The organism is Arenibacter algicola, from assembly GCF_018860365.1.
Taxonomy (GTDB): Bacteria; Bacteroidota; Bacteroidia; order Flavobacteriales; family Flavobacteriaceae; genus Arenibacter; species Arenibacter algicola_B.
This window is the reverse complement of the sequence record NZ_JAHKPO010000014.1, coordinates 502,871-522,917: the sequence shown is the minus strand read 5'-3', so window position 1 is coordinate 522,917 and position 20,047 is coordinate 502,871. Positions and strand designations below refer to the sequence as shown.

The 20,047-nt window shown below is 38.2% G+C and carries 15 protein-coding genes and 1 pseudogene; 10 read left to right on the top strand and 6 right to left on the bottom strand.

All coding sequences use genetic code 11. The features are described from left to right. The first annotated feature begins 3 nt into the window (after positions 1-3). The 5 genes from KO529_RS13495 (at position 4) to KO529_RS13475 (ending at position 3,697) form a co-directional block, all read left to right on the top strand. On the top strand, positions 4-792 hold the full coding sequence (locus tag KO529_RS13495; RefSeq protein WP_215948394.1) for a hypothetical protein: 789 nt from the start codon (positions 4-6) through the stop codon (positions 790-792). Positions 793-999: 207 nt separating this feature from the next. After that, positions 1,000-1,683: a hypothetical protein gene (locus KO529_RS13490; RefSeq protein ID WP_215948393.1), complete on the top strand. Its 684-nt coding sequence runs from the start codon at positions 1,000-1,002 to the stop codon at positions 1,681-1,683. 216 nt (positions 1,684-1,899) lie between these two features. Further along, positions 1,900-2,445, top strand: a complete 546-nt coding sequence (locus tag KO529_RS13485) for a hypothetical protein (protein ID WP_215948392.1) — start codon at positions 1,900-1,902, stop codon at positions 2,443-2,445. A 69-nt stretch (positions 2,446-2,514) separates the two neighbouring features. Further along, a complete protein-coding gene (locus KO529_RS13480; RefSeq protein ID WP_215948391.1) occupies positions 2,515-3,159 on the top strand; it encodes a hypothetical protein in 645 nt (214 codons plus the stop codon). A gap of 280 nt (positions 3,160-3,439) precedes the next feature. After that, positions 3,440-3,697 (top strand): hypothetical protein, encoded by a 258-nt coding sequence (locus KO529_RS13475; RefSeq protein ID WP_215948390.1) that lies wholly within the window; start codon positions 3,440-3,442, stop codon positions 3,695-3,697. An 11-nt stretch (positions 3,698-3,708) separates the two neighbouring features. On the opposite strand, the pseudogene KO529_RS13470 reads toward KO529_RS13475, so the two are convergent. Next, positions 3,709-4,847, bottom strand: a pseudogene (locus KO529_RS13470) (IS3 family transposase). A gap of 19 nt (positions 4,848-4,866) precedes the next feature. Between KO529_RS13470 and KO529_RS13460 the strand changes: the two are divergent. Beyond that, positions 4,867-5,946 carry an AlbA family DNA-binding domain-containing protein gene (locus KO529_RS13460; RefSeq protein ID WP_354667783.1) on the top strand — a complete coding sequence of 360 codons (1,080 nt, stop codon included), beginning with the start codon at positions 4,867-4,869 and terminating at the stop codon, positions 5,944-5,946. Positions 5,947-6,086: 140 nt separating this feature from the next. Here the strand turns inward: KO529_RS13460 and KO529_RS13455 are convergent, their stop codons facing one another. Further along, positions 6,087-6,371, bottom strand: a complete 285-nt coding sequence (locus tag KO529_RS13455) for a helix-turn-helix transcriptional regulator (protein ID WP_215948388.1) — start codon at positions 6,369-6,371, stop codon at positions 6,087-6,089. Positions 6,372-7,505: 1,134 nt separating this feature from the next. On the opposite strand from KO529_RS13455, the gene KO529_RS13450 reads away from it, so the two are divergent. Genes KO529_RS13450 through KO529_RS13440 form a run of 3 tightly spaced genes read left to right on the top strand, consistent with a single transcriptional unit; the run spans position 7,506 to position 14,877 of the window. After that, entirely contained in the window at positions 7,506-10,541 is a 3,036-nt protein-coding gene (locus KO529_RS13450) for a SusC/RagA family TonB-linked outer membrane protein (protein ID WP_215948387.1), read from the top strand. 11 nt (positions 10,542-10,552) lie between these two features. Continuing rightward, a complete protein-coding gene (locus KO529_RS13445; RefSeq protein WP_142188836.1) occupies positions 10,553-11,965 on the top strand; it encodes a RagB/SusD family nutrient uptake outer membrane protein in 1,413 nt (470 codons plus the stop codon). A gap of 20 nt (positions 11,966-11,985) precedes the next feature. Next, complete coding sequence (locus tag KO529_RS13440; RefSeq protein ID WP_215948386.1) at positions 11,986-14,877, top strand: M16 family metallopeptidase; 2,892 nt, start codon at positions 11,986-11,988, stop codon at positions 14,875-14,877. A gap of 92 nt (positions 14,878-14,969) precedes the next feature. Here KO529_RS13440 and KO529_RS13435 read toward each other — a convergent pair whose 3' ends face one another. The 4 genes from KO529_RS13435 to KO529_RS13420 all read right to left on the bottom strand — a co-directional run bounded on the left by KO529_RS13435 (position 14,970) and on the right by KO529_RS13420 (position 17,345). Further along, entirely contained in the window at positions 14,970-15,242 is a 273-nt protein-coding gene (locus KO529_RS13435; RefSeq protein ID WP_215948385.1) for a DUF6520 family protein, read from the bottom strand. A gap of 124 nt (positions 15,243-15,366) precedes the next feature. Further along, positions 15,367-15,831, bottom strand: a complete 465-nt coding sequence (locus KO529_RS13430) for a MauE/DoxX family redox-associated membrane protein (protein WP_215948384.1) — start codon at positions 15,829-15,831, stop codon at positions 15,367-15,369. Between the two features lie 108 nt (positions 15,832-15,939). Then, positions 15,940-16,893 carry a helix-turn-helix transcriptional regulator gene (locus KO529_RS13425; RefSeq protein ID WP_215948383.1) on the bottom strand — a complete coding sequence of 318 codons (954 nt, stop codon included), beginning with the start codon at positions 16,891-16,893 and terminating at the stop codon, positions 15,940-15,942. A gap of 74 nt (positions 16,894-16,967) precedes the next feature. Then, positions 16,968-17,345 (bottom strand): DUF7793 family protein, encoded by a 378-nt coding sequence (locus KO529_RS13420; RefSeq protein WP_215948382.1) that lies wholly within the window; start codon positions 17,343-17,345, stop codon positions 16,968-16,970. A gap of 226 nt (positions 17,346-17,571) precedes the next feature. Between KO529_RS13420 and KO529_RS13415 the strand changes: the two genes are divergently transcribed. Next, positions 17,572-19,998 (top strand): aminotransferase class I/II-fold pyridoxal phosphate-dependent enzyme, encoded by a 2,427-nt coding sequence (locus KO529_RS13415; RefSeq protein WP_215948381.1) that lies wholly within the window; start codon positions 17,572-17,574, stop codon positions 19,996-19,998. The last annotated feature ends 49 nt before the right edge of the window (positions 19,999-20,047 follow it).

The window sequence follows — 20,047 nt, the reverse complement described above, 5'->3', positions numbered from 1 at the left end:
AAAATGAACATCTCGAAAATAAATGATACAAAGCAAACTATTGGCTTTTTTGCCACCACGATTGCGTGGGCATTTATGAACATCGCCAACGCAATTTATATTGTGATTGAAGACGGAAAAGCAACGGATAGCGGAGTCATTATTTTTTGGTCAGGCTTATTTATTTTTCTGACGTGGGTATTATTTCTGATTTGGCCGATAGAAAAACTAAATCATTCCGATCCAATATTTAAAACGATAATCTTTATCCCATTATCTATTCTTTATGCTGGAATAGCATACGCAATAATTGTCGGCTCATTATTTCAAAGTTTTGAATTAGTTTTAATGTTCTTCCCACAAGCTTTATTAGTCGGATTTATTTTCGGACTTGCGTATATAAATCTAATTAAATCCAAAAAAGTTGTTGACTTATTATTTGGAAAACCAATAATTAAAATGGGCTTTTTTTTATCGCCACTTTTATTCCTTGGATTGTTCCTTTACCTTTTTCCGTTGGTTGCGCCGAATATCGCCTATCGATTTGTGCCAGATGCAATTCGAGATAATATTGTTGCGAAAACAATCCCAAAATATAGTGTTGGCGACGAAATCGAACCGCTAAAAAAAGATTTACCAGGCTATTTGGCTCATATTAAAAATGGAAAGGGAAATATGTTTGCAACTATGGAAGATTTTGCATTTGTATTACAAGTAAATTGTGGTAAAATAATTAGATTGGAATACGGAAAAAACCAATCCGAATTTGACGGAACAGTTTACGGTAAAATGACGGAAAAACCCTGCCCATAACACTGTATAAAAAAAATAGGGCAAGTATGTGCTAAATCCAATGTTTCAGGCATATTTGCGAGGTCGCCAAATCTTTTGATTTGGCTTTCAGTAAAATAATATAAATCAAAATGCAAAAGATTTGGCTTGTGGATAATCCGAAAAGTAATTGCTTATTTACAGCCCTACTTCTTTTATACTAAACGTTGTAAACAATTATAAAAATTCATGAGTACAGAAACAATACAAATCATACTCCAAATTGTTTTAATCGTAATTGGCTTGTATTTGGCTTTTTTTAAGAGTTATTTTTCGGAACAGGGAAAGCAAATAGCTCTTAAGGAACACGTCGAAGAATTAACTCATAAAGTGGAAAGAGTAAAAGCTGAAATTGATATTATAACTAGAAGTAAAATTGATATAAACTATAATGAGAGATTAGCTATCATGGATTATAGCACCGCTTACTTTGACTGGAGAAATTCTCTTTTAGATCTGTACCCATCAGTAATTAATTCTAAAAATTTCGAAAGTATCGATGTTTATTTTGACCAAATAAATATTAAAAAAATCAAGACAGATAATGCTAGAGGTAATGCAGAATTATTCTTAGATATAGCGGAGTTTTCAAAAAATACGCATCAAGCCGTTATGAAATGTATGGAATTACAAACTCTTACGGAATTATCATTTGGGAAAATTGGACTACAATTCCTAGAATTAAATCTTGAAAAAGAATACACGGAATCATCTAAGCAAATGGAACTACACAAAAAGTATTACGAAAATGTTTCAGTTTTAAGTGATGAATTTCGCCAAACAAAAATCGACCTGTTTAAGGAAATAAAACAAGAAGAAAAAGTAATGCAGTCTTATTTGAAGGAGCTTCTTTTGAAAAACATTGAGAAATAAATAACTTTTTACAAAAACCTATAAACAATACGAGCTTAGGTTTTAAACGCCAAGGTTTGCGTATTTTTATGAGGTTGCGAAATCTTTGGGATTTCGCTTTGACACAAAAAAAGAAAAAACAAAACCAAAAGATTTCGCTGTGTGCGTGGCGGAAAGCAAACGCTAGTTTGCTCCCCTACTATTCATAGCTAAAACTTTACCACAAATTTGAACAAAATGAGCGAAATAGAATTATTAAAGAAATTGGTTGACTTAGAAAAAACCAAGAACACTTTAGAAATACAAATAGATGTTTGGAATGGAGATGGCAAAGTAGTAGAATTTAAACGAGAACTCGATCTAGTCGAAGCTGAAATTGCAGAAAAAATAAATGAACTTCAAGAAATAGAAGATAAAAAGTATAGTAGAAAAGCTAAAAACTCTATGTACAGCCAAATACAGGCCTACATTACCGAAATAAACAAAGTCAAAGAGGGATTAAAATTATCACGAAACCAAGGTTTAGGTTTGGAAAACTACCTCTTCTCTGGAATTTTGAATGATTTACGATATTATATAATCGACGATTTTGGAGGTCATAGAATTCCAGCATATTTAATGTACACTCGCTCTGACGAAAATTCTGTGGAAGTATCTGAATTATCTGATTTCCTAAACACAGAATTACACAATTTGAGCGAAATTGAAAATCCTAACTATATAAAATTAAGGGAATTTTACGAAGACTTTAAAAATAGAATGATTAAGAAATTCGTGGAATAAAAACTTGTGTAAACTATGGGCCTTAATAAAGCTAGTTGATAACTGTTATTTAAATTGAAATTATAATATATGTTTAAGAAAATTGGAAGTTATTTTAAGAATGAATCACTTAAAATACAGATAATTGCAACTTTAGTAGCAACACTAACTGTTTGGATTATCACTGTGATTTTTGGAATGTTAAAAGGATTGAATATATACTCTTCTATTCAATGGACACTAGACTTGCTGAATTTTAGAATAAATTTATTATGGTTCTTGATTACTTTAATAATCTTCTTTCTTATTGTAATCAGAATGAATAAAAAAACTTTGAATAAAATAAATGACTTAACTTATTCTAAGCAGAAAATAGACTATAAAACTGATTTTTTAGAAAAACGCATTAATGGAAAATTAGATACTTCACGATTTGAAAGATTTAATGATGTTTATGATTATAGAAGATTAAAAAATCATCCCTTTCACGAACAATACACATTAAATGATATTGAGTCGTTTTTAGAAATAATAAGAAGAGGAAATAAAAATTCTAATATCTACGATTTACAAAATGGTATGTCTGGCCTTATTATAGAATTAAATGAAGTAGGAAGCATTCATAGTTCTTTAAAAAACAGAATCAAAGAAGAAATTAAGAACTGCTTTACTGATGAATTTTTACATCAAAAGGAGGAATTAAACAAAACTTTAGACACAATAAAAATCTATTGAAAACTTTTGCCAACAAAACATAAGCGCAATACTGACTTTAGGGCTAACCTAAAGGTCTGTGAATATTTATAAAGTCGCTAAATCTTATAGATTAAGCTTTGGACAAGAAAAAAATAAAACTAAACCCGCCCTAACGTAGCCGTTAGGTACGGGCAGGCAAAAAGCTTTAGCTAAGTGCGCGGACAGAAACGAAAAGTTTCCTTTCCTCCGCACTACACTTAGCTCAAGCGTTGTAAATAACGTAAAACAACATATTATAATTCTTTGAACATCTTCAAATATGATAAATTATAAACAGGTTTTAGTGATTTGGCTTGCTATCGGAATTCTGATAGGCGGTTATTTTCTTATAGAACCTGAAAAGGAAAAAATTGAAATAAAGGAAATAAAAGGCGATTTATTATCTCCTGGCGTTAGAGGTCGTATAATATATGAAGATCAAAAATATGGACCTAAAATTTTACTTGTAACACTTGTTGGTGCTATATTAATAGGTGGTTTAGGATATTACAGTACAAAGAAAAGTGAGGATTTGTAGCCTTACCCTTTTTAGGACATCTCTAAATTCAACAATTTTTCTTTAATATTGGTCGTTTCGGGGAAGAATTCTTCCCCGAAACGGTCTTTGTATTCCCTAGGTGGTATACCTCCCAAAGCGGAGTGGGGATGCTTCCTGTTGTAGTCCTCCCTCTATTTATCGGTCAGGGTTCTTATCTGGTGCAGATCGTTGAACCACAATGCATCCAGTACATCTTCCCTATAAAACCGGTTCAGGCGTTCCATATAACCATTTTGCATGGGCTTTCCAGGTTGAATGAACCTTAGTTCGACCCTTTTCCTTTTGCACCATTCGGCCAAGGTCTTGGAGATGAACTCCGGACCGTTGTCGCAACGTATCGTTTTTGGGAGACCTATTTCCTCTTCCAAGTTTTCCAAGGTCTCCACGACCTTTCTGGCCGGATAATTAAGCCCTACGTCCATGGCCAATGCCTCACGGTTGCAATCGTCCATAACATTGAACACCCTTACTTTTCTTCCGTCCGAAAGCACGTCCGCCATGAAGTCCATGCTCCATACCTCATTGATCATTGTTGGTACATCCAAAGGGTTCTTTTCCCTTGGGGGCAGTCTTTTCTTATGTTTTCTGCGCAACTTTAGCCCCATCTTCCTATAGACTCGCAGTACACGTTTTCGATTCCATTTATGGCCTTCTCGACGAAGCCGTTTGTAATACACCTCAAAGCCCCTTGTCGGCAGTTCTTCCGCCAATCTTGATAGTGCATCGATGACGTCGGTATCGTCCTTTTGCGTGTGGTAGTACCACATGGAACGGGCCAGCCCGATCAATTCGCAGGATCGCGATACACAGACCGAATACACCTCTTGTAGGTATTTGGTACGGTGCTTCTTGTCGGAAGGCCCTAGAACTTTTTTGACAGTACGTCCTTTAGCATACGTACATCCAGACTTACATCCGCATACATCTGTTTGAGCTTGCGGTTTTCATCCTCAAGCTCCTTCAGCCGTTTCATATGGGCCACTTCCATGCCACCATATTTCTTGCGCCAATAGTAAATGGTACTCTTGTCGATGCCGAGTTCCCTGGCAACTTCGGGCACTCCGCGTCCCTGTTCAATCTCTTTGAGAATCTTAATGATCTGGCTTTCGCTAAACTTGCTTTTCTTCATGTGACAGTTAAAATTTAAAATTAATAAATTCGAATTTTATACTGTCCTATTTTTAGGGAAGGCTACAAAAAGGGTAAGGCTACATAATGATTTTGAAAATATTCTTTTACAATCAGAAACTTCTATTCTTGATTTTAAAAAGAAAATGTATGATTTCGAAAATGAGAAACAAAAGGCAAATTCTCACTTAATTAAAGACGTAATATCATTTTCAAATACCATTAGAAACGAAACTTCATATATCGTTTTTGGTATAAAAGAATTAGAAAACGGAAAACTAGACTTAATTGGAATTGAAGCAAATATAGATGAGGCTTCTTTACAACAAAAAGTTAGCAGTAATGTTTTTCCCAAGCCAATCTTTAGCTATTATCATATAAATCATCAGGAGAAAGTTTTTGGAGTATTGGAATTTCTAGTTCAAAAATTTGATCTACCATTGACACCAACCAAAAATTTGAAAGGTCTTAAAGCAGGTTCTGTTTACTACAGAAATGGGACTTCAAATACGGAGGCAACTGGAATGGATGTCATAAGAATAAATGACTGGTTAAGAAGTTTGCCTGAGCAACATACAACAACCTCAGTTACTGAGGAAATTTCAATTTTAATAAGACGATTAACTCAGAAAGAAGAAAAATTATCTACTATAATAGCAGATATTTTATTTATGAGTAAGAAGTATAAGCTTGATCATTTAATAGAATTTTGCACAGCCGAAATTCAAGGAATAAAAACAAATGATGATGGTGCATTTGATTATAGGGTACACAAAGTAATGATCTCCTATATGGATGCAAATTTTACTCCGAAATTTTTTCAAGTGACCCAAAGTATGGTTAGAAAAGAAATGGAGGAACACGAGTCTTTCTTTAATACGCCAATTTTAATCCCTTTTTCAATTCCGCAATTAGAAGAACATATAGAAAGAGTTACAGCAGGTGGCGGAACGAACATTGCTACAGGAAAAACGGACACCCAAAGGCTTCTCGGAATGGATAAAAAATATGATTTATATATTTATTATTTCGAGGATGATTTTAGGACGATGTATAGAAATATTCGTCAAAAGGCTATAGATCTATTGATGTCCGTTTAATAAAAAGGTGCCAACAATGAATAACATAAATTGCGATATACCTTTCAAAAATGGCATCTTTGACAATTAATAAAAATCGAGTTGGCCTAAATTTATCTTTCTGCAATTAATATAACACAATATCTACTGTACGTCTAAATCTAAAGATTATCTATTTTATCTAATTCTTTTATATACTTATCTACGTTAATATCTATTTCAAATAGATTTATTGCCTTTAGATTGAGTGCCTTGGCTAAATAGATTAATTTATCTAATGTAGGATTCGCTTCCCCTCTTTCGACAGTTCCTATTAAGTGTTTGGTTAACCCTATATTATTGTCAGCGAGTTCCTGTTGAGAAATGTGTTCTTTATTATAATCTTTACTCGATATTTTTTCCCTAAGTTTTAATAAATGTTTTCCAAGTTTTTCCTTTTCAGTCACCTTACTTCTATTTATCTTTTGCTAAATGTCTCATTTATGCAGAAAAATTATGGTATGATATATCTTACCGTATTAATTATTTTTTTATATTTGTCTCAGTAACATATGTTTGCGATTCTTCTTTGTTTGAATTAGTCTAGAAGCAGTCGCTTGGATTCCCGGTCTAAAAACTGGTAACTTAATGCACGGGATGATAAGCAAGATGCCCATGACCCGGGGCATGGGTTTTCTTATCAGAGTGTACTAAACCAGTATCTTGGACCTTAAAGTGAGTTACAGCCCACTTTATGCCAAGCGTTGTTCTATTTAGAAGTTTTGCAAGTAGTAATTAAAAGGCTAAAAGAGCTATGAAACACAGCTTATGTAACTTTATTGGTAAAACCGCCGCTAGGCACCTTACTACATTATTGCAACATACCGTGTACGACATTCTCTTTACCAAAAAGCCCAAGAACCCAATATAGGTTTTGCATTATTATGGGATTTGTGTCGTACCCTTTTTTCCGGAACTCGAAAATCTTTTTATCCCATAATCCACGATCCACACATTTTTGGCATCCGGCCAAATAACGACAAAGCAGCCTTATAACCTTAGGTTAGCCCATTGCCCGCTAGCTGTATTACCAATAGCTAATGGAGTAGGGTCAACTTTGCACAGATCCTAGATTTTGAGATGACGAAAATCTTATAAGTCCTGGTACTGAAAGTGTTTAATTTTTTACATCAGCTGGCGTAGCCAAGATTCCTTATCCGCGGAATAGTTAGCGAAAGCTCCGGAGCAGGAGCGAATTAATGAGCGACGCGGAGTTTCGCTTACGGTTTTTCGACCTAGTTGTCGAAAAAATTCATCGGAGAAGGCGCCTTTTTCTTTGTTTCGTTTCTTTTGGCCGAGCAAAAGAAATGAAAAATGAAAGTAGATATGGAAATAATACACAAATCATCAATGAACCTCTAAAATCAACGGATCAAAAGTTAAACACTACGATATTCTAAAGAATAATAATGTTCAATCAATAAAATCCATTGCCTATGACATAGAACATATACAAAAAATAGCCTCCCAAACCCTGTTTGACCGACAAGTTTGGAAGGCCTTAACTAAATAAAACTAAGTTTCATCTAATCTTCAAAATTATGAAAAATAATCTTGAGTACAGGGGTGTTATACGCCTATGTTTTCTATATATCTGCTTTCTTGTTCCCCCACCTTACTTTGCCCATTTCCCCCATGGGCATTGTTTTAATCCTTTTTCCAACCTTGATACCCAACAACAGCACCAGATTTCCGGTACCGTTACCGACAATTACGGCCCCATGCCCGGGGTGCATGTGCTTATCAAGGGAACCAGTAATGGCACCTTTACCGACGCCAATGGGGAGTACTCCCTTTTGGTAAACAATAGGGATATCCTGGTCTTTTCCTATCTGGGCTACCATACGCGGGAATTGCCCGTATTGGGCAGGACTACCTTGGACGTAGAAATGCAGTCCGAGATCACCGAGCTTCAGGAGGTGGAGGTCAATGCCGGGTATTATACGGTAAAGGAAAAGGAGCGCACCGGGAGCATCAGTAGGGTCACCGCTAAGGAAATAGAGCTACAGCCTATTATTAGTCCGTTAGAGGCCCTTCAAGGGCGCATGGGAGGGGTAGAGGTGGTGCAGAGTGCTATTCCAGGAACCGCTACAAGCATAAGGATCAGGGGACAGAATAGTCTTCGCAATGCCTTGGACGACAATGGTAACCTCCCTTTATATATCATAGACGGCCTACCCATAAATTCCAGTCCCATATATAGCTTTAGCGGATTGACCAGCCTAACGGGCTTGGATCCCTTAAACACCCTAAACCTTTCCAATATAGAAAGTATAGAAATCCTGAAAGATGCGGATGCTACTTCTATTTATGGCTCCAGGGGAGCAAATGGAGTAATACTGATAACAACCAAGCGGGGCAAAAACTATGAAAAAAGAACTGATATGGAAGTGCGCCTATACTCTGGAATAGGTAAGGTCTCCAACACAATGGATCTTCTAAATACGGAACAATACCTTGCTTTGCGCAGGGAGGCGTTTGATAATGATGGGGTAACGCCTACGGAAGTGAATGCAAGGGATCTCCTGCTATGGAATCAGGATAGCTATACGGATTGGCAAAAGGAGTTGTTCGGTGGTACGGCAGTAGTGACCAATTTAAATTTGGCGGTAGCGGGCAGCACTGAGAATACGTCCTTCCGTTTGGGAGGATCCTACCACAATGCCGGGAACGTTTTTCCTGGAGACTTTGACTATGATAAATTAACGGTGGGGCTTAACCTGGATCATCGCTCAAAAAATGACAAATTCAGGATGAACCTATCCCTCAACTATGGTATAGATAACAACGATCTGTTCAGTAGTACCAATTATGTGGATTTGGCTTTGAGCCTTTCTCCAAATGCACCGGAACTTTATACCCCAGATGGCCAATTGAATTGGGAGAATTCCACTTGGACCAACCCCTTGGCGACACTAAACAATAGCAGCCGGGCCAAAGCCAATAATCTTGTGTCCAACCTTGGTCTATCTTACGAATTGACCTCCGGGTTACTTTTAAAGGCCAATATGGGGTACACATCACTTGAGAGTGAAGAGAAAGTTAAAACACCTATAAGGTCATACGATCCAGCACTTTGGGATAGGATATCCCATCGGTCCCTACATTCCTTCACTAAAAGAAAATCATGGATCCTGGAGCCGCAACTGGTACATAACCTTAGCGTTGGTAAAGCAAAATTGGACGCCTTGGTAGGGCTGACATTTCAGCAAAGCAACAACAATGATTTGCGGATAATCGGAACAGGCTATGCGGATGAGCAATTCATAGGAAATTTGGCCGCAGCAGATAGGGTAACGGTAACTTCAAATCAGAATCCAACCTATAGATACAATGCACTTTTTGCTCGTATTGGTTTTAATTGGAATGCAAAGTACTTTATTAATCTTACCGGTAGAAGGGATGGATCATCCCGTTTTGGAGCTGATAAGCGATTTGCAAATTTTGGGGCAATAGGGGGAGCCTGGATCTTTTCTGAAGAAAATTTTATAAAGAACAATCTTCCTTTTTTATCCTTCGGAAAGTTTAGGGGCAGTTACGGTGTCACTGGCAGTGATCAGATAGGCGACTATGGGTATTTGGATACTTATGAGGCCACACCGGGCCCAGGAGGGTTATATCCCACAGGACTGAGAAATCCAGATTATTCGTGGGAGTCCAATAGAAAGTTGGAAGCCACTGTGGAACTCGGCCTATTTAGGGATAGGGTCAACCTTGGAACCAGTTGGTACCGCAACCGTTCTTCCAATCAGTTGGTGGGGTATCCCCTTCCCGCAACAACCGGATTTTCTTTGGTTCAGGCCAATTTGCCTGCCACCGTGCAAAATACAGGTTGGGAATTCGAATTGTCCTCCCTTATTGTACGGTCCGACCATTTCAATTGGCGAACATCCCTTAACCTCACAATTCCCGATAATAAACTGTTGGACTTTCCGGATCTGGAACAGACTTCTTACCGTAACTTATATAGGGTTGGTAAACCTTTGAACATAGCCCTGTTGTACCAGTATGACGGTATAGATACGGAAACTGGTTTTCAACGCGTATTGGACGTTAATGAAGATGGTCGATATGATTATGTCGATAGGATAATCGTCACTGATCTAGGAAGGGAATATTATGGAGGAATAAACAATGAAATCACGATTAAGAACTTCTCCCTTACTTTTTTATGGGAATTTGTAAAGCAGGACGGATACCTCCCTGGTAGTTCCGCTCCGGGAAGGTTTGGAAATTCCCCAAAGGATTACTCCAAGGTACAAAATGGTACCATTGAAAATTCGGAAAGGCCAGTAGCATCCCAATCCATCACCGCCTTCAGGGCATACCGCAACGCCCAAAGTAGCAATTTCGGTATCGGGGACGCATCCTTTATAAGGTTAAAGACCCTGGCATTGAGTTATGATCTGCCCAAGGCCCTTTTCCATAACAATGCCGCACGTGCCTGTAAAATATTCCTGCATGCTCAAAATCTATTTACCATTACGGACTATAAAGGGTTGGACCCTCAATTTCCCGGTGCAAAAGTGTTGCCCGCGATTCGAAACCTGAGCTGTGGTGTACAGTTTAACTTTTAAAATTTATGCTTATGAAATTAAAGATTCAAATCGAATATATAATTGCAATAGGGACAGTTCTCCTGTTCCCGCTAGGATCATGTGAGCGCTTTGTGGATGTGGAAGTTCCCGACCACAGGATAGCCAGCACAACTGTTTTTGCCAATGACGAAACAGCGATAAATGCCATCAACGGAATCTACAACCAGTTGTTCAATACATCTTTTTCATCGGGCGGGAATCGTTCTGTGACCTTTTTGGCCGGCCTCTCCGCTGATAATTTTCAAACAACTTCGTCTACCGATGAAATTCTGGAATTTGCAGAGAATGATATTACCGTAGCCAATAGCTTCAATAAGGATCTCTGGTCAGGTGCTTACAATATGATTTATATGCTCAATTCGATTCTGGAAGGAATTGAAGGCTCCATCTCACTGTCAGAAGATGTTCGGGACCGTATAGAGGGGGAAGCCAAATTTGTAAGAGCTTTTACCAATTTTCATTTGGCCATTATATATGGAGATATCCCTCTGTTATTGACTACAGATTACCGGATCAATGCGGTTGCGCCAAGGAATACTTCGGATGATGTTTACCAACAGGTACTAACGGACCTAGAAGATGCTATTGCCCTACTTGAAACATCGTATCCGGAAGATGAACGGACCAGGCCCAACAAATTTGTGGCCATGGCAATGTTGGCAAGGGTTTATCTCTATTTGAAGAATTGGCAACAGGCCGAGAATTACAGCAGCCTGGTCATCGAAGAAAACGCTACCTATGAAATTCTCGAAAATCATGACTCCGTCTTTCTGGCCAATAGTCGCGAGGGCATTTGGCAGATTTCCCCTGTAGGCAGTGGCAATAGTTTTACGCATACCAATGAAGGCAACCTTTTTATAAAGACGCCTACAACCCTAACGCCGGTGGCATTGTCCAATAGTTTCATTGATTCAAGGGATGTAGGGGACGAGCGTTTGCAACATTGGGTAGGCATGTATACGGATGATACAGGGATATACTATTTCCCTAATAAATACAAGGTCCAATACGATGCGTCTGGAGGTGATATTACTGAATATTCCATGGTTCTGAGATTGGCCGAACAATACCTGATAAGGTCGGAAGCAAGGGCCAAACAAGGTAATCTGATAGGAGCAATAACCGATTTGGATGTGATAAGGAAACGATCAGGATTGGAACCTGCCGCAGAAACCGCCCCTAATAGCTCTGAAGCGGAGGTATTGGAAATGGTATTGGAAGAACGCAGGTCAGAACTGTTCGCCGAATGGGGACATCGGTGGTTCGACCTTAGGCGAACAAATAATACAGCTACCGTTTTAAAACTGAAAAGCCCAAATTGGCAAGATACGGATACACTGTACCCAATACCCGAGGACGATAGAATAAAAAATCCTAACCTAGATCAAAACCCAGGTTATTAATTATAAAAGCTTTTCTAGACATGATAAACAAAACAATAACATCTGGGCTATTACTTATTTTTTTAGTGATCAGCATCCTAATACAAGCACAGATTACAAAAAGTAGGGTGGACCCATTACCGTTGGATCCAGGAATTAGATATGGACGTTTGGAAAACGGTTTTACCTATTATATAAAGTCCCTTGCCACTCCGAATCCAAGGACCTATATGCGCCTCACCATAAAAGCTGGAACATTTCAAGAAGATGCTGATCAATCGCAATTGGCCCATTTTACGGAACATATGCCGCATATCCGAACTAAAAATTTCACCAATATACTCTATGCACCAGATCTATTGAAATCCTTGGATATGAAGTTAAACGATATAAGCGCCAGGACAGACGGGACCAATACCAATTATTGGTTTGACCATCCCACTGGAAGTGTCAGGGCCTTGGATACCGGGTTACTTTATTTTCATGATATTGTTTCTGGAAATGTGGAATTCCGTAAAGAGGATGTTGATGGGGAGCGTAAGGCTTTTTTCCAGGAGTATGTCCTTAGGGATGGCAAAAAAAATTATGTGGACAATACCATGATGTCCCATATTGTGGGGTGTTCGGTCCTACAGCCCCATCCGGTCGATTTTAGAGAATATATTCAGACCTTCGACCCTGATGCTTTGAGTCGCTTTTATCTCGATTGGTATCGCCCGGATATGGCAGCGCTGACCGTAGTGGGCAATATTGATGATGTCGATGCTTTGGAAAGGAAAATACAGACAAGATTTTCTGATATTAAAAGCCCTGAAAACCCAAGGCCTTGGCAGAATTGCCAAATAGATTACTTAAACAGACCTGAACAGTTTATTGTTCTTGAAAACCCCTACAAAGATTTGGCCATTGAGAATGAAGAAGTAACCATTCGTGCTTTCATTAGAGATAATGACTATAATAAAAGTACTTGGCAAGGCCTTGAGTGGAAACTGGCCAAGAGTCTATTTCAAGAGCTGTTAAGGGAAAGATATGGCCAAGCACTAAAACATTATAATTTACCCTACAAAATTTACAACCACATAGAAGCCAATCCTTCAGCTATGGAAATAAGGGTCATTACCAAAAAGGGAAAGGAAAAGCCAGGGGTCCAAACCGCTTTTGGTATATTACGGGAGATAAGGAATAACGGTTTTACCCAAGCCGAGTGGAAAAAAGCCAGACAATACCGGTTACAACAATTGGACGATACCAATGATCATTCACCCTATTATTGGGTAAAGCAAATAGAAAATCACTTTGTAGAGGGAGAAGCGTTGCCCAAGGATAAAACAGCCCATCTAGAAAAATGGATGACCAACCTATCCTTGGAGAAATTCAATAATATGGTCAATGATTTTCTTGATGATATACCAGAAGATATAGCAATAATTGCTCCTATAGGTCATAAAGCAAATAGTTATTCTAGGGAAGAGCTAGAACAATGGATACAGAAAGCAAAGGAGGTTCCAAACAACAAACATAACCCGAATGATAGGCCCAATGTAATCATAGAAGCCAAACAATCTGCACTACTGCAACAAAAGGGGATAGTCAGTATTACCTCCAGAAATGAAAAACCCGGAATGGAAATCAAGGAAGTGGTGCTGCAGAATGGGATGAAAGTAGTATTGCAGTCCGGCGAGCCATCGAAGGACGGCCGTAAAGAAAAAATTCAAATTCATGGCTTTAGTACCAAAGGAGCATCCAGCTTTCCGAAGCGAGAATATTTCTCCGCTATTTTTGCACCTGATATTGTACGTAATGCAGGGGTCGGTACAATGGATAAGTTTGATTTGGAACATGTCCTTTCTGGGACAAGCTTCCCTTATGGGGTACACCCCTATATTGATTATTACGAAACGGGAATTAAAGGTGAAGCCGCATTAGAAGATTTGGAAAGTATATTTCAACTTATATACCTATACTTTACTGACCCTAGAAAGGATATAGCCGCATATAAGGACTGGAAGGAATTGGAGCGCAATGCTTATTTGAACCCCACATATAGTATTCCTGCAGAGGATATGAACACTTCTATCCAGGAGCACTTGCAGGACAGTACCATAAGTCCCCAGGGGACAAAACGATTTAAAGGGCTAAAATATACGGATTGGAACAAGGCCTATGAAATTTACAACTTGCTATTTGGCCAAGCAAGTGATTTTACTTTTTTGATCAACGGTAACTTTCCTGAGAACAAAGTACTGTCCTTGGTAATCAAATACTTGGGAAATTTGCCAAACAGAACAAATGGTCTAGAAGTCCGAGACAATCAAAGGATCCGAAAGACCCTACCGGAAGGCCCCAGATATATTGATTTAGTTCCAATCGGCCCACTAGAAAAAGTACAAATAAAAATGGAATATATCAGAATGGCAGATAATATTGACCAATGGCAGGAACAAATTAGAGTAGATGCATTGGCTAAGGTGGTATCTTTTAGATTGCGTGAATTACGTTACTTAAATAAACGTGCGGTTTACTTTCCTAGGTCAAGTGGTTATGTTAACAAATGTCTACAACGCAATGTTGTTTCTCTCAATGTCGATAGTTCACCAGAAGATTTAGAAATTGTAAAATCGGATATTAAGAATATTATTCATGAATTAAAAAATACTCCGGTGAACGAGGGAATTTTTCATGATGCTGTTTTGCGATTTCTTTATCCTAAATATAGTAAGGCCAACCTCCAGCGAAATAAAAAAACACTAGTAAAATTATATGAGCAATATCGGTTTGGGGAGCCTTGGGTAAACCCAGATGAAGTGGAAAATTTTGTCAAGACCCTTACAACAAAGGATATTATGGAAACTGCAAAAAAATATTTAAATGATGAATACCTTTTTGAGTTTGTCTTGAAAAACAAGGATACTCCGAATATTATGGTGAAGTAATATACTTACTTCACCTAATTAAAACAGTAAAAACCCGGGAAGCAATAGCTTTCCGGGTTTCTTCCTAATAATTCATTGCGTTATTGCCCTGCTCAAGGTATAATATAGGGCTCAGGATTATTGCTCTTTCTGGTTTGTGAAAGAGTATCGTCAGTGTAAACAGTGTATTCTGTTTGATTGGGGTCGTCTTCAAAGACGACTTTACAATCATTCCCGTTTCCCTGACAAGGATCCAGTTCCAATTCAGTGGGTACACCATTATAATTGATCCAAGCTCCGGATCCAGTGTCGCCCATGAACGCAAAAGACAATCCAATGGCAAAAATAAATGCCAACATCGCTAATATCAATTTTAAATTTTTCATGATACTATAATTTTAATTAATAATAAGTGCCTACTCTTTTACAGGTTTTCGGTCTTCCCCCTGCTCTTGTCGCGCAACAAAATATCTTCATCATTTTACTTTTTATTTGTGGTCCCATGACCATTTATCGGCCTTGAGGGGTCTTCTTCCAGGGTATCCCCTTATTTTTGAGGGAGGACCATATAGCCATTAGGGCCAATAGGAGCAATATCGCATTGAGCACCAAATGCTGTTCCCAGGACAGTAGCGAGATAACGCCCCCACAGGAACAGGGCCTATAGGGGGCAAAAAAGACAATGGCCAGGGTGTAGCCGGTAAACAGGAGCATCAGAACTGCTGCCCCGTAAAGACCTATCAATCTCGTTTTTTTCCAAATCAATAACAGGGCAACAGCCAGTTCCGATAACGGTAGGGCCCACGAAGCCAAGGAAGCCATGGCCTTGCCCCCAAGTATGGGCGAATTCCTGATACTGTCATAGAACAGATGCCCTTCCAGGAGTTTGGTAAGTCCGGCATAAGCAAATAGTACAATAAACAGCAAACAGGCCGTTTGTACAATTGTCTCCCTATGCTTTTGATACCATTTCATATCATTTGTATCGTTTTGATATTGAATGGTATAAAATTAAGCTGGTTGATTTATCTCTCTGGGATAATAACTGTTCTGAAAAGGATTAGTTGAAATATTGTGTTGCGGTCAGGAGTTGAGCCTTAGGTCTCTAGGCGTGTATCCATACCTTGCTTTAAATTCCCTTGAAAAATGGGTAGCATTCTTAAATCCATTTTGCCGTGCAATGCGTTTAAAAGGTTCATTGGAACTTTTCACCAAAACATGCGCATTTCTAAGTCGCTCATTTTTTAGAAACTGAAACACCGTCATTCCAAACAACTCCTTAAAACCTTTCTTTAGTTTATACTCATTAGTGCCAAATTCATGGGCCAACTCCTGAAGGGATGGGGCATTTTTATCTAGATTGTTTTTGAGATAGGTTCCAATGGCCCTAAAAGTTTCCAGATCGGATACGTTTAAGAATGACTTTTCAACCAAAGAATGTTTGGCTCTAGGAAGTCGTATCTGTTTTAATATTTTGGATTGTAATTTTCTTTCGTAAAGTTTGGTGTTTTTTATAATATCCGATGACAATAGCATATACCTGGCTTTAGGATATTTCTCTTCGGGGAGCTCAACTATCTTACAATATGCTGGAAACTGCAAATTCACTTTAGTCTTAAATACAAGCCTTAGATTACTATCAAAATCATGGTCCGAGCTTAGCGATTTTGTATAATCGACCCATTTTATGGCCGATTCTTTTTCAAGTAGATTTACCAAGGGTAGATCAAGTAACTCTTTACTTTCCCAATGTAATAATTGGGTGACATCTTTATTTGCATAGCTTATATTGAAGTTCTTATCCAAGAAAAAAATCATTTGCACCAAATGCATATACGAGTCGTGCATATTAACATACCCCTGATGTAAAAAGGAATCCTTTATTTCTTCGGCAACAATATTCACTATGGCAGTAAGAGCCTCCAGCTCGTCCCGCTTATCCGTTCTTTCTAACCGATAAGAAAAGTTACCCCTTGATATTTCGATCAAGAGTTGAAATACTTTATTTAGCCTGCCATTGTATGTTACATTTTCCATAGATATCGGCTATTTTACCCAATTGCACTTACTATTTATGGACACTATATTCTATTCAGATTTAGTTGCTACCATCATTCGATAAAGTCAGATAGGAATTGTAATCCTTCCAACTCACTGCTTACGACCTTAGTGGGAATAGGGGGCATATTGGCCAACATGTATAGATCGGTCAAAATTTGGGATAAGGGATTATCGGAAATAAAAGCTACGGCTATTGTAAGCGACGAGCCTTCGTTAGCCAGAAATCTTCTGGCATCTTTATTTATGTCTATTATGCCTCGAATATCACAGAGTATAGGATATGCCCTGCCTTTTTGCAGTTTTAAACGATCCGACACTATTTCCATGGCACCGGCCAATTGAATCGCAATATTTTGCTTGTAAATAAATCGGACTATTCCATTATCTATACCATACTCAGCATATTCATTTTCGAAACTTTTTTTCATGGTAACTTTCCAAAAATGCAACTCAAAGTAATAATTTTTATACAAATTCTGTAGGAATATCGATAAAATGCTTCAGAACTTATCTGTAAGGGATTATTAATGATCTATAAAGGATTTAATATAGTTCCCGGATAGCAATAGCTAGGTTTATAGCCTTGATTTTATGTAGTTTATAGGTCTAAAATTGATTGTACGATAATTGAATAACCCATAAACCAACTTGAAAATGGCAAAGATAAAACCCAATAATTTTCTTGATACCGTAGATAGTGTATTTAACGATGCCAAAAAGCAGGGGATATTACATCTGTATGCAGAAGGTGATCGGTTTACCGGGAGACATATAAGAATAGGGGATAAGGATTTATTTCATTTCGGAACTACCGGATACCTCGGTTTGGAACAAGATCCAAGATTAAAAAAAGCAGCTGTGGACGCCATCAATAGGTACGGGACCCAATTTCCGCTCTCCAAAACCTATATCTCACACCCCTTGTACAAGACATTGGAGGACAAGGTAACTGAAATGTATTCCAGTCCTGTTATTATTACTAAAAACAGCACTTTGGGACATTTGGGAGTCATACCCAGTGCCGTTGAGGATCAAGATGCCATAATTTTAGATCACCAAGTTCATTGGAGTGTACAAAGTGCCGCAAAACTTCTAAAAGCCAGGAGCATTCCCATAGATATGATCAGGCACAATAATCTGGAAATGCTAGAGGACAAAATTAGAAAACTTTCTTCTAAATATAAGAGGATCTGGTACATGGCAGATGGAGTATATTCCATGTTCGGTGATGTTTCTCCAGTGATGGAGCTTATGGAGCTTTGCAACAAATATCATCAACTACACTTATATTTTGACGATGTGCACGGCATGAGCTGGATCGGGAAGAATGGTACGGGATATGTCCTGGACATTTTAAAGGAGCTACCGGAACAGGTATTGCTTTTTGGAACTTTAAGTAAGACATTTGGCGCAAGTGGTTCCGTATTTACATGCGCCAATGCAAAAATGTACGCAAAAATTAAAAACTTTGGCGGACCCTTGACCTTTTCTGCCCAATTGGAACCAGCATCAGTAGCAGCCGCGATTGCCTCCGCTGATATACATTTATCTTCCGAAATCTATTCCTTACAGGCCGATCTTATGGATCGTATAGCGTATTTTAATATGCTCCTTTCCGAATCGGACCTCCCACTGGTCGAACATAACAATTCACCAGTATTCTATATAGGCACCGGAATGCCGGTAACGGGATATAATTTTGTAAACCGCATGATGAAGGAAGGATATTTTGTCAATTTAGGATTATTCCCTGCCGTACCTGTAAAAAATACGGGTGTACGCATTACTATTTCAAGGCACAATCAAAAGGAAGAAATCAAAGGTTTGGTGGAAGCCATGCAATATCATTATCCCCGTGCTTTGGAAGCCACCAATACGACGGATAAAACAGTAAGATCGGCATTTAAACTAGCAGTAATTGAAAAAGGAAAAATTGACACAAAGCCTAAAATTGCACTCAATGTGCAATATGCCAATAGTATTTTCAAAATACCAAAAAATCAGTGGGATGGTTTGTTAGGGAAATACGGCACTTTCGATTGGGAAGGTCTCCGATTTCTAGAAGCGGTTTTTTCAAAGAACAAGAAAAAGGAGGAAAATTGGAAATTCCATTATTACATTGTTCAAGACCTATTGGACAAGCCTATATTGGCCACTTTTTTTACCTACTCCCTTTGGAAGGACGATATGTTGGCTCCGGAATCGGTCTCCCAGAAAGTAGAGGAAATGAGAAAACAACATCCCTACCACATGACTTCGCATGTTCTTGGGATGGGTTCATTGTTTACGGAAGGTAAGCACTTATATTTGGACACCTCCCATCCATTATGGCATGAAGCCTTACTCCAATTACTTGACGAACTGGAAAAGTTGGATCGTAAATTCAATGCCAAAATGTTAGTGTTCAGGGATTTTATCAAGGACGAAAAACTAAATGAGTTTTTCCATAATCATGGTTTCATAAAAGTGTCAATGCCGGACTCCAGCAAAATATCCAATCTCAACTGGAAAGATAACACTACCTATATTTCAAACCTATCCAAACGCTCCAGAAGTCATTTTAGAAAAGATATTGAGCCTTATATAGAACGATTTAAAGTAGTGGTCACGGATAAAATCGAACCTAATCAACATAACAATTTCTATGATCTAATGGAAAATGTTAGGCAAAACAATCTAGGCCTCAATACCTTTCCGTTTCCGAAAAAAATATTTCAAATAATGAGCGATCACCCAGGTTGGGAGTTTATAATACTTAGCCTTAAGGCAGCATTTGCCAAGGATGGCAGGGAGCTGGTGGTAGGAGTAATGTTTTGTTACAAGAATATTGATAATGCCTATGTTCCTGCCTTTATTGGAATGGACTATGAATATGCCAAAGTTCATCAGGTATATCGTCAGCTATTATACCAGACCATAAAGAGGGCAGGGGCGACAGGATTTGAAAAAATACCCTTTGGAATGACTTCTGCCTTTGAAAAAAGAAAGCTTGGGGCAATGACCATATCACAGATTGCCTATGTCCAATCCAAGGACAATTTTAATTTGGAATTGGTAGGGATGCTCGAAAACAGCAGTTGAAATAATGAATTAGCCCCACTAAAATATAATTTACCTGAACTTAATCTTC

What these genes read in the sequence shown, in the direction of transcription:
- KO529_RS13495 (WP_215948394.1), top strand. Translation starts at nt 4, where the DNA reads ATGAACATCTCGAAAATAAATGATACAAAGCAAACTATTGGCTTTTTT.
- KO529_RS13490 (WP_215948393.1), top strand. Translation starts at nt 1,000, where the DNA reads ATGAGTACAGAAACAATACAAATCATACTCCAAATTGTTTTAATCGTA.
- KO529_RS13485 (WP_215948392.1), top strand. Translation starts at nt 1,900, where the DNA reads ATGAGCGAAATAGAATTATTAAAGAAATTGGTTGACTTAGAAAAAACC.
- KO529_RS13480 (WP_215948391.1), top strand. Translation starts at nt 2,515, where the DNA reads ATGTTTAAGAAAATTGGAAGTTATTTTAAGAATGAATCACTTAAAATA.
- KO529_RS13475 (WP_215948390.1), top strand. Translation starts at nt 3,440, where the DNA reads ATGATAAATTATAAACAGGTTTTAGTGATTTGGCTTGCTATCGGAATT.
- KO529_RS13450 (WP_215948387.1), top strand. Translation starts at nt 7,506, where the DNA reads ATGAAAAATAATCTTGAGTACAGGGGTGTTATACGCCTATGTTTTCTA.
- KO529_RS13445 (WP_142188836.1), top strand. Translation starts at nt 10,553, where the DNA reads ATGAAATTAAAGATTCAAATCGAATATATAATTGCAATAGGGACAGTT.
- KO529_RS13440 (WP_215948386.1), top strand. Translation starts at nt 11,986, where the DNA reads ATGATAAACAAAACAATAACATCTGGGCTATTACTTATTTTTTTAGTG.
- KO529_RS13435 (WP_215948385.1), bottom strand. Translation starts at nt 15,242, where the DNA reads ATGAAAAATTTAAAATTGATATTAGCGATGTTGGCATTTATTTTTGCC.
- KO529_RS13430 (WP_215948384.1), bottom strand. Translation starts at nt 15,831, where the DNA reads ATGAAATGGTATCAAAAGCATAGGGAGACAATTGTACAAACGGCCTGT.
- KO529_RS13425 (WP_215948383.1), bottom strand. Translation starts at nt 16,893, where the DNA reads ATGGAAAATGTAACATACAATGGCAGGCTAAATAAAGTATTTCAACTC.
- KO529_RS13420 (WP_215948382.1), bottom strand. Translation starts at nt 17,345, where the DNA reads ATGAAAAAAAGTTTCGAAAATGAATATGCTGAGTATGGTATAGATAAT.
- KO529_RS13415 (WP_215948381.1), top strand. Translation starts at nt 17,572, where the DNA reads ATGGCAAAGATAAAACCCAATAATTTTCTTGATACCGTAGATAGTGTA.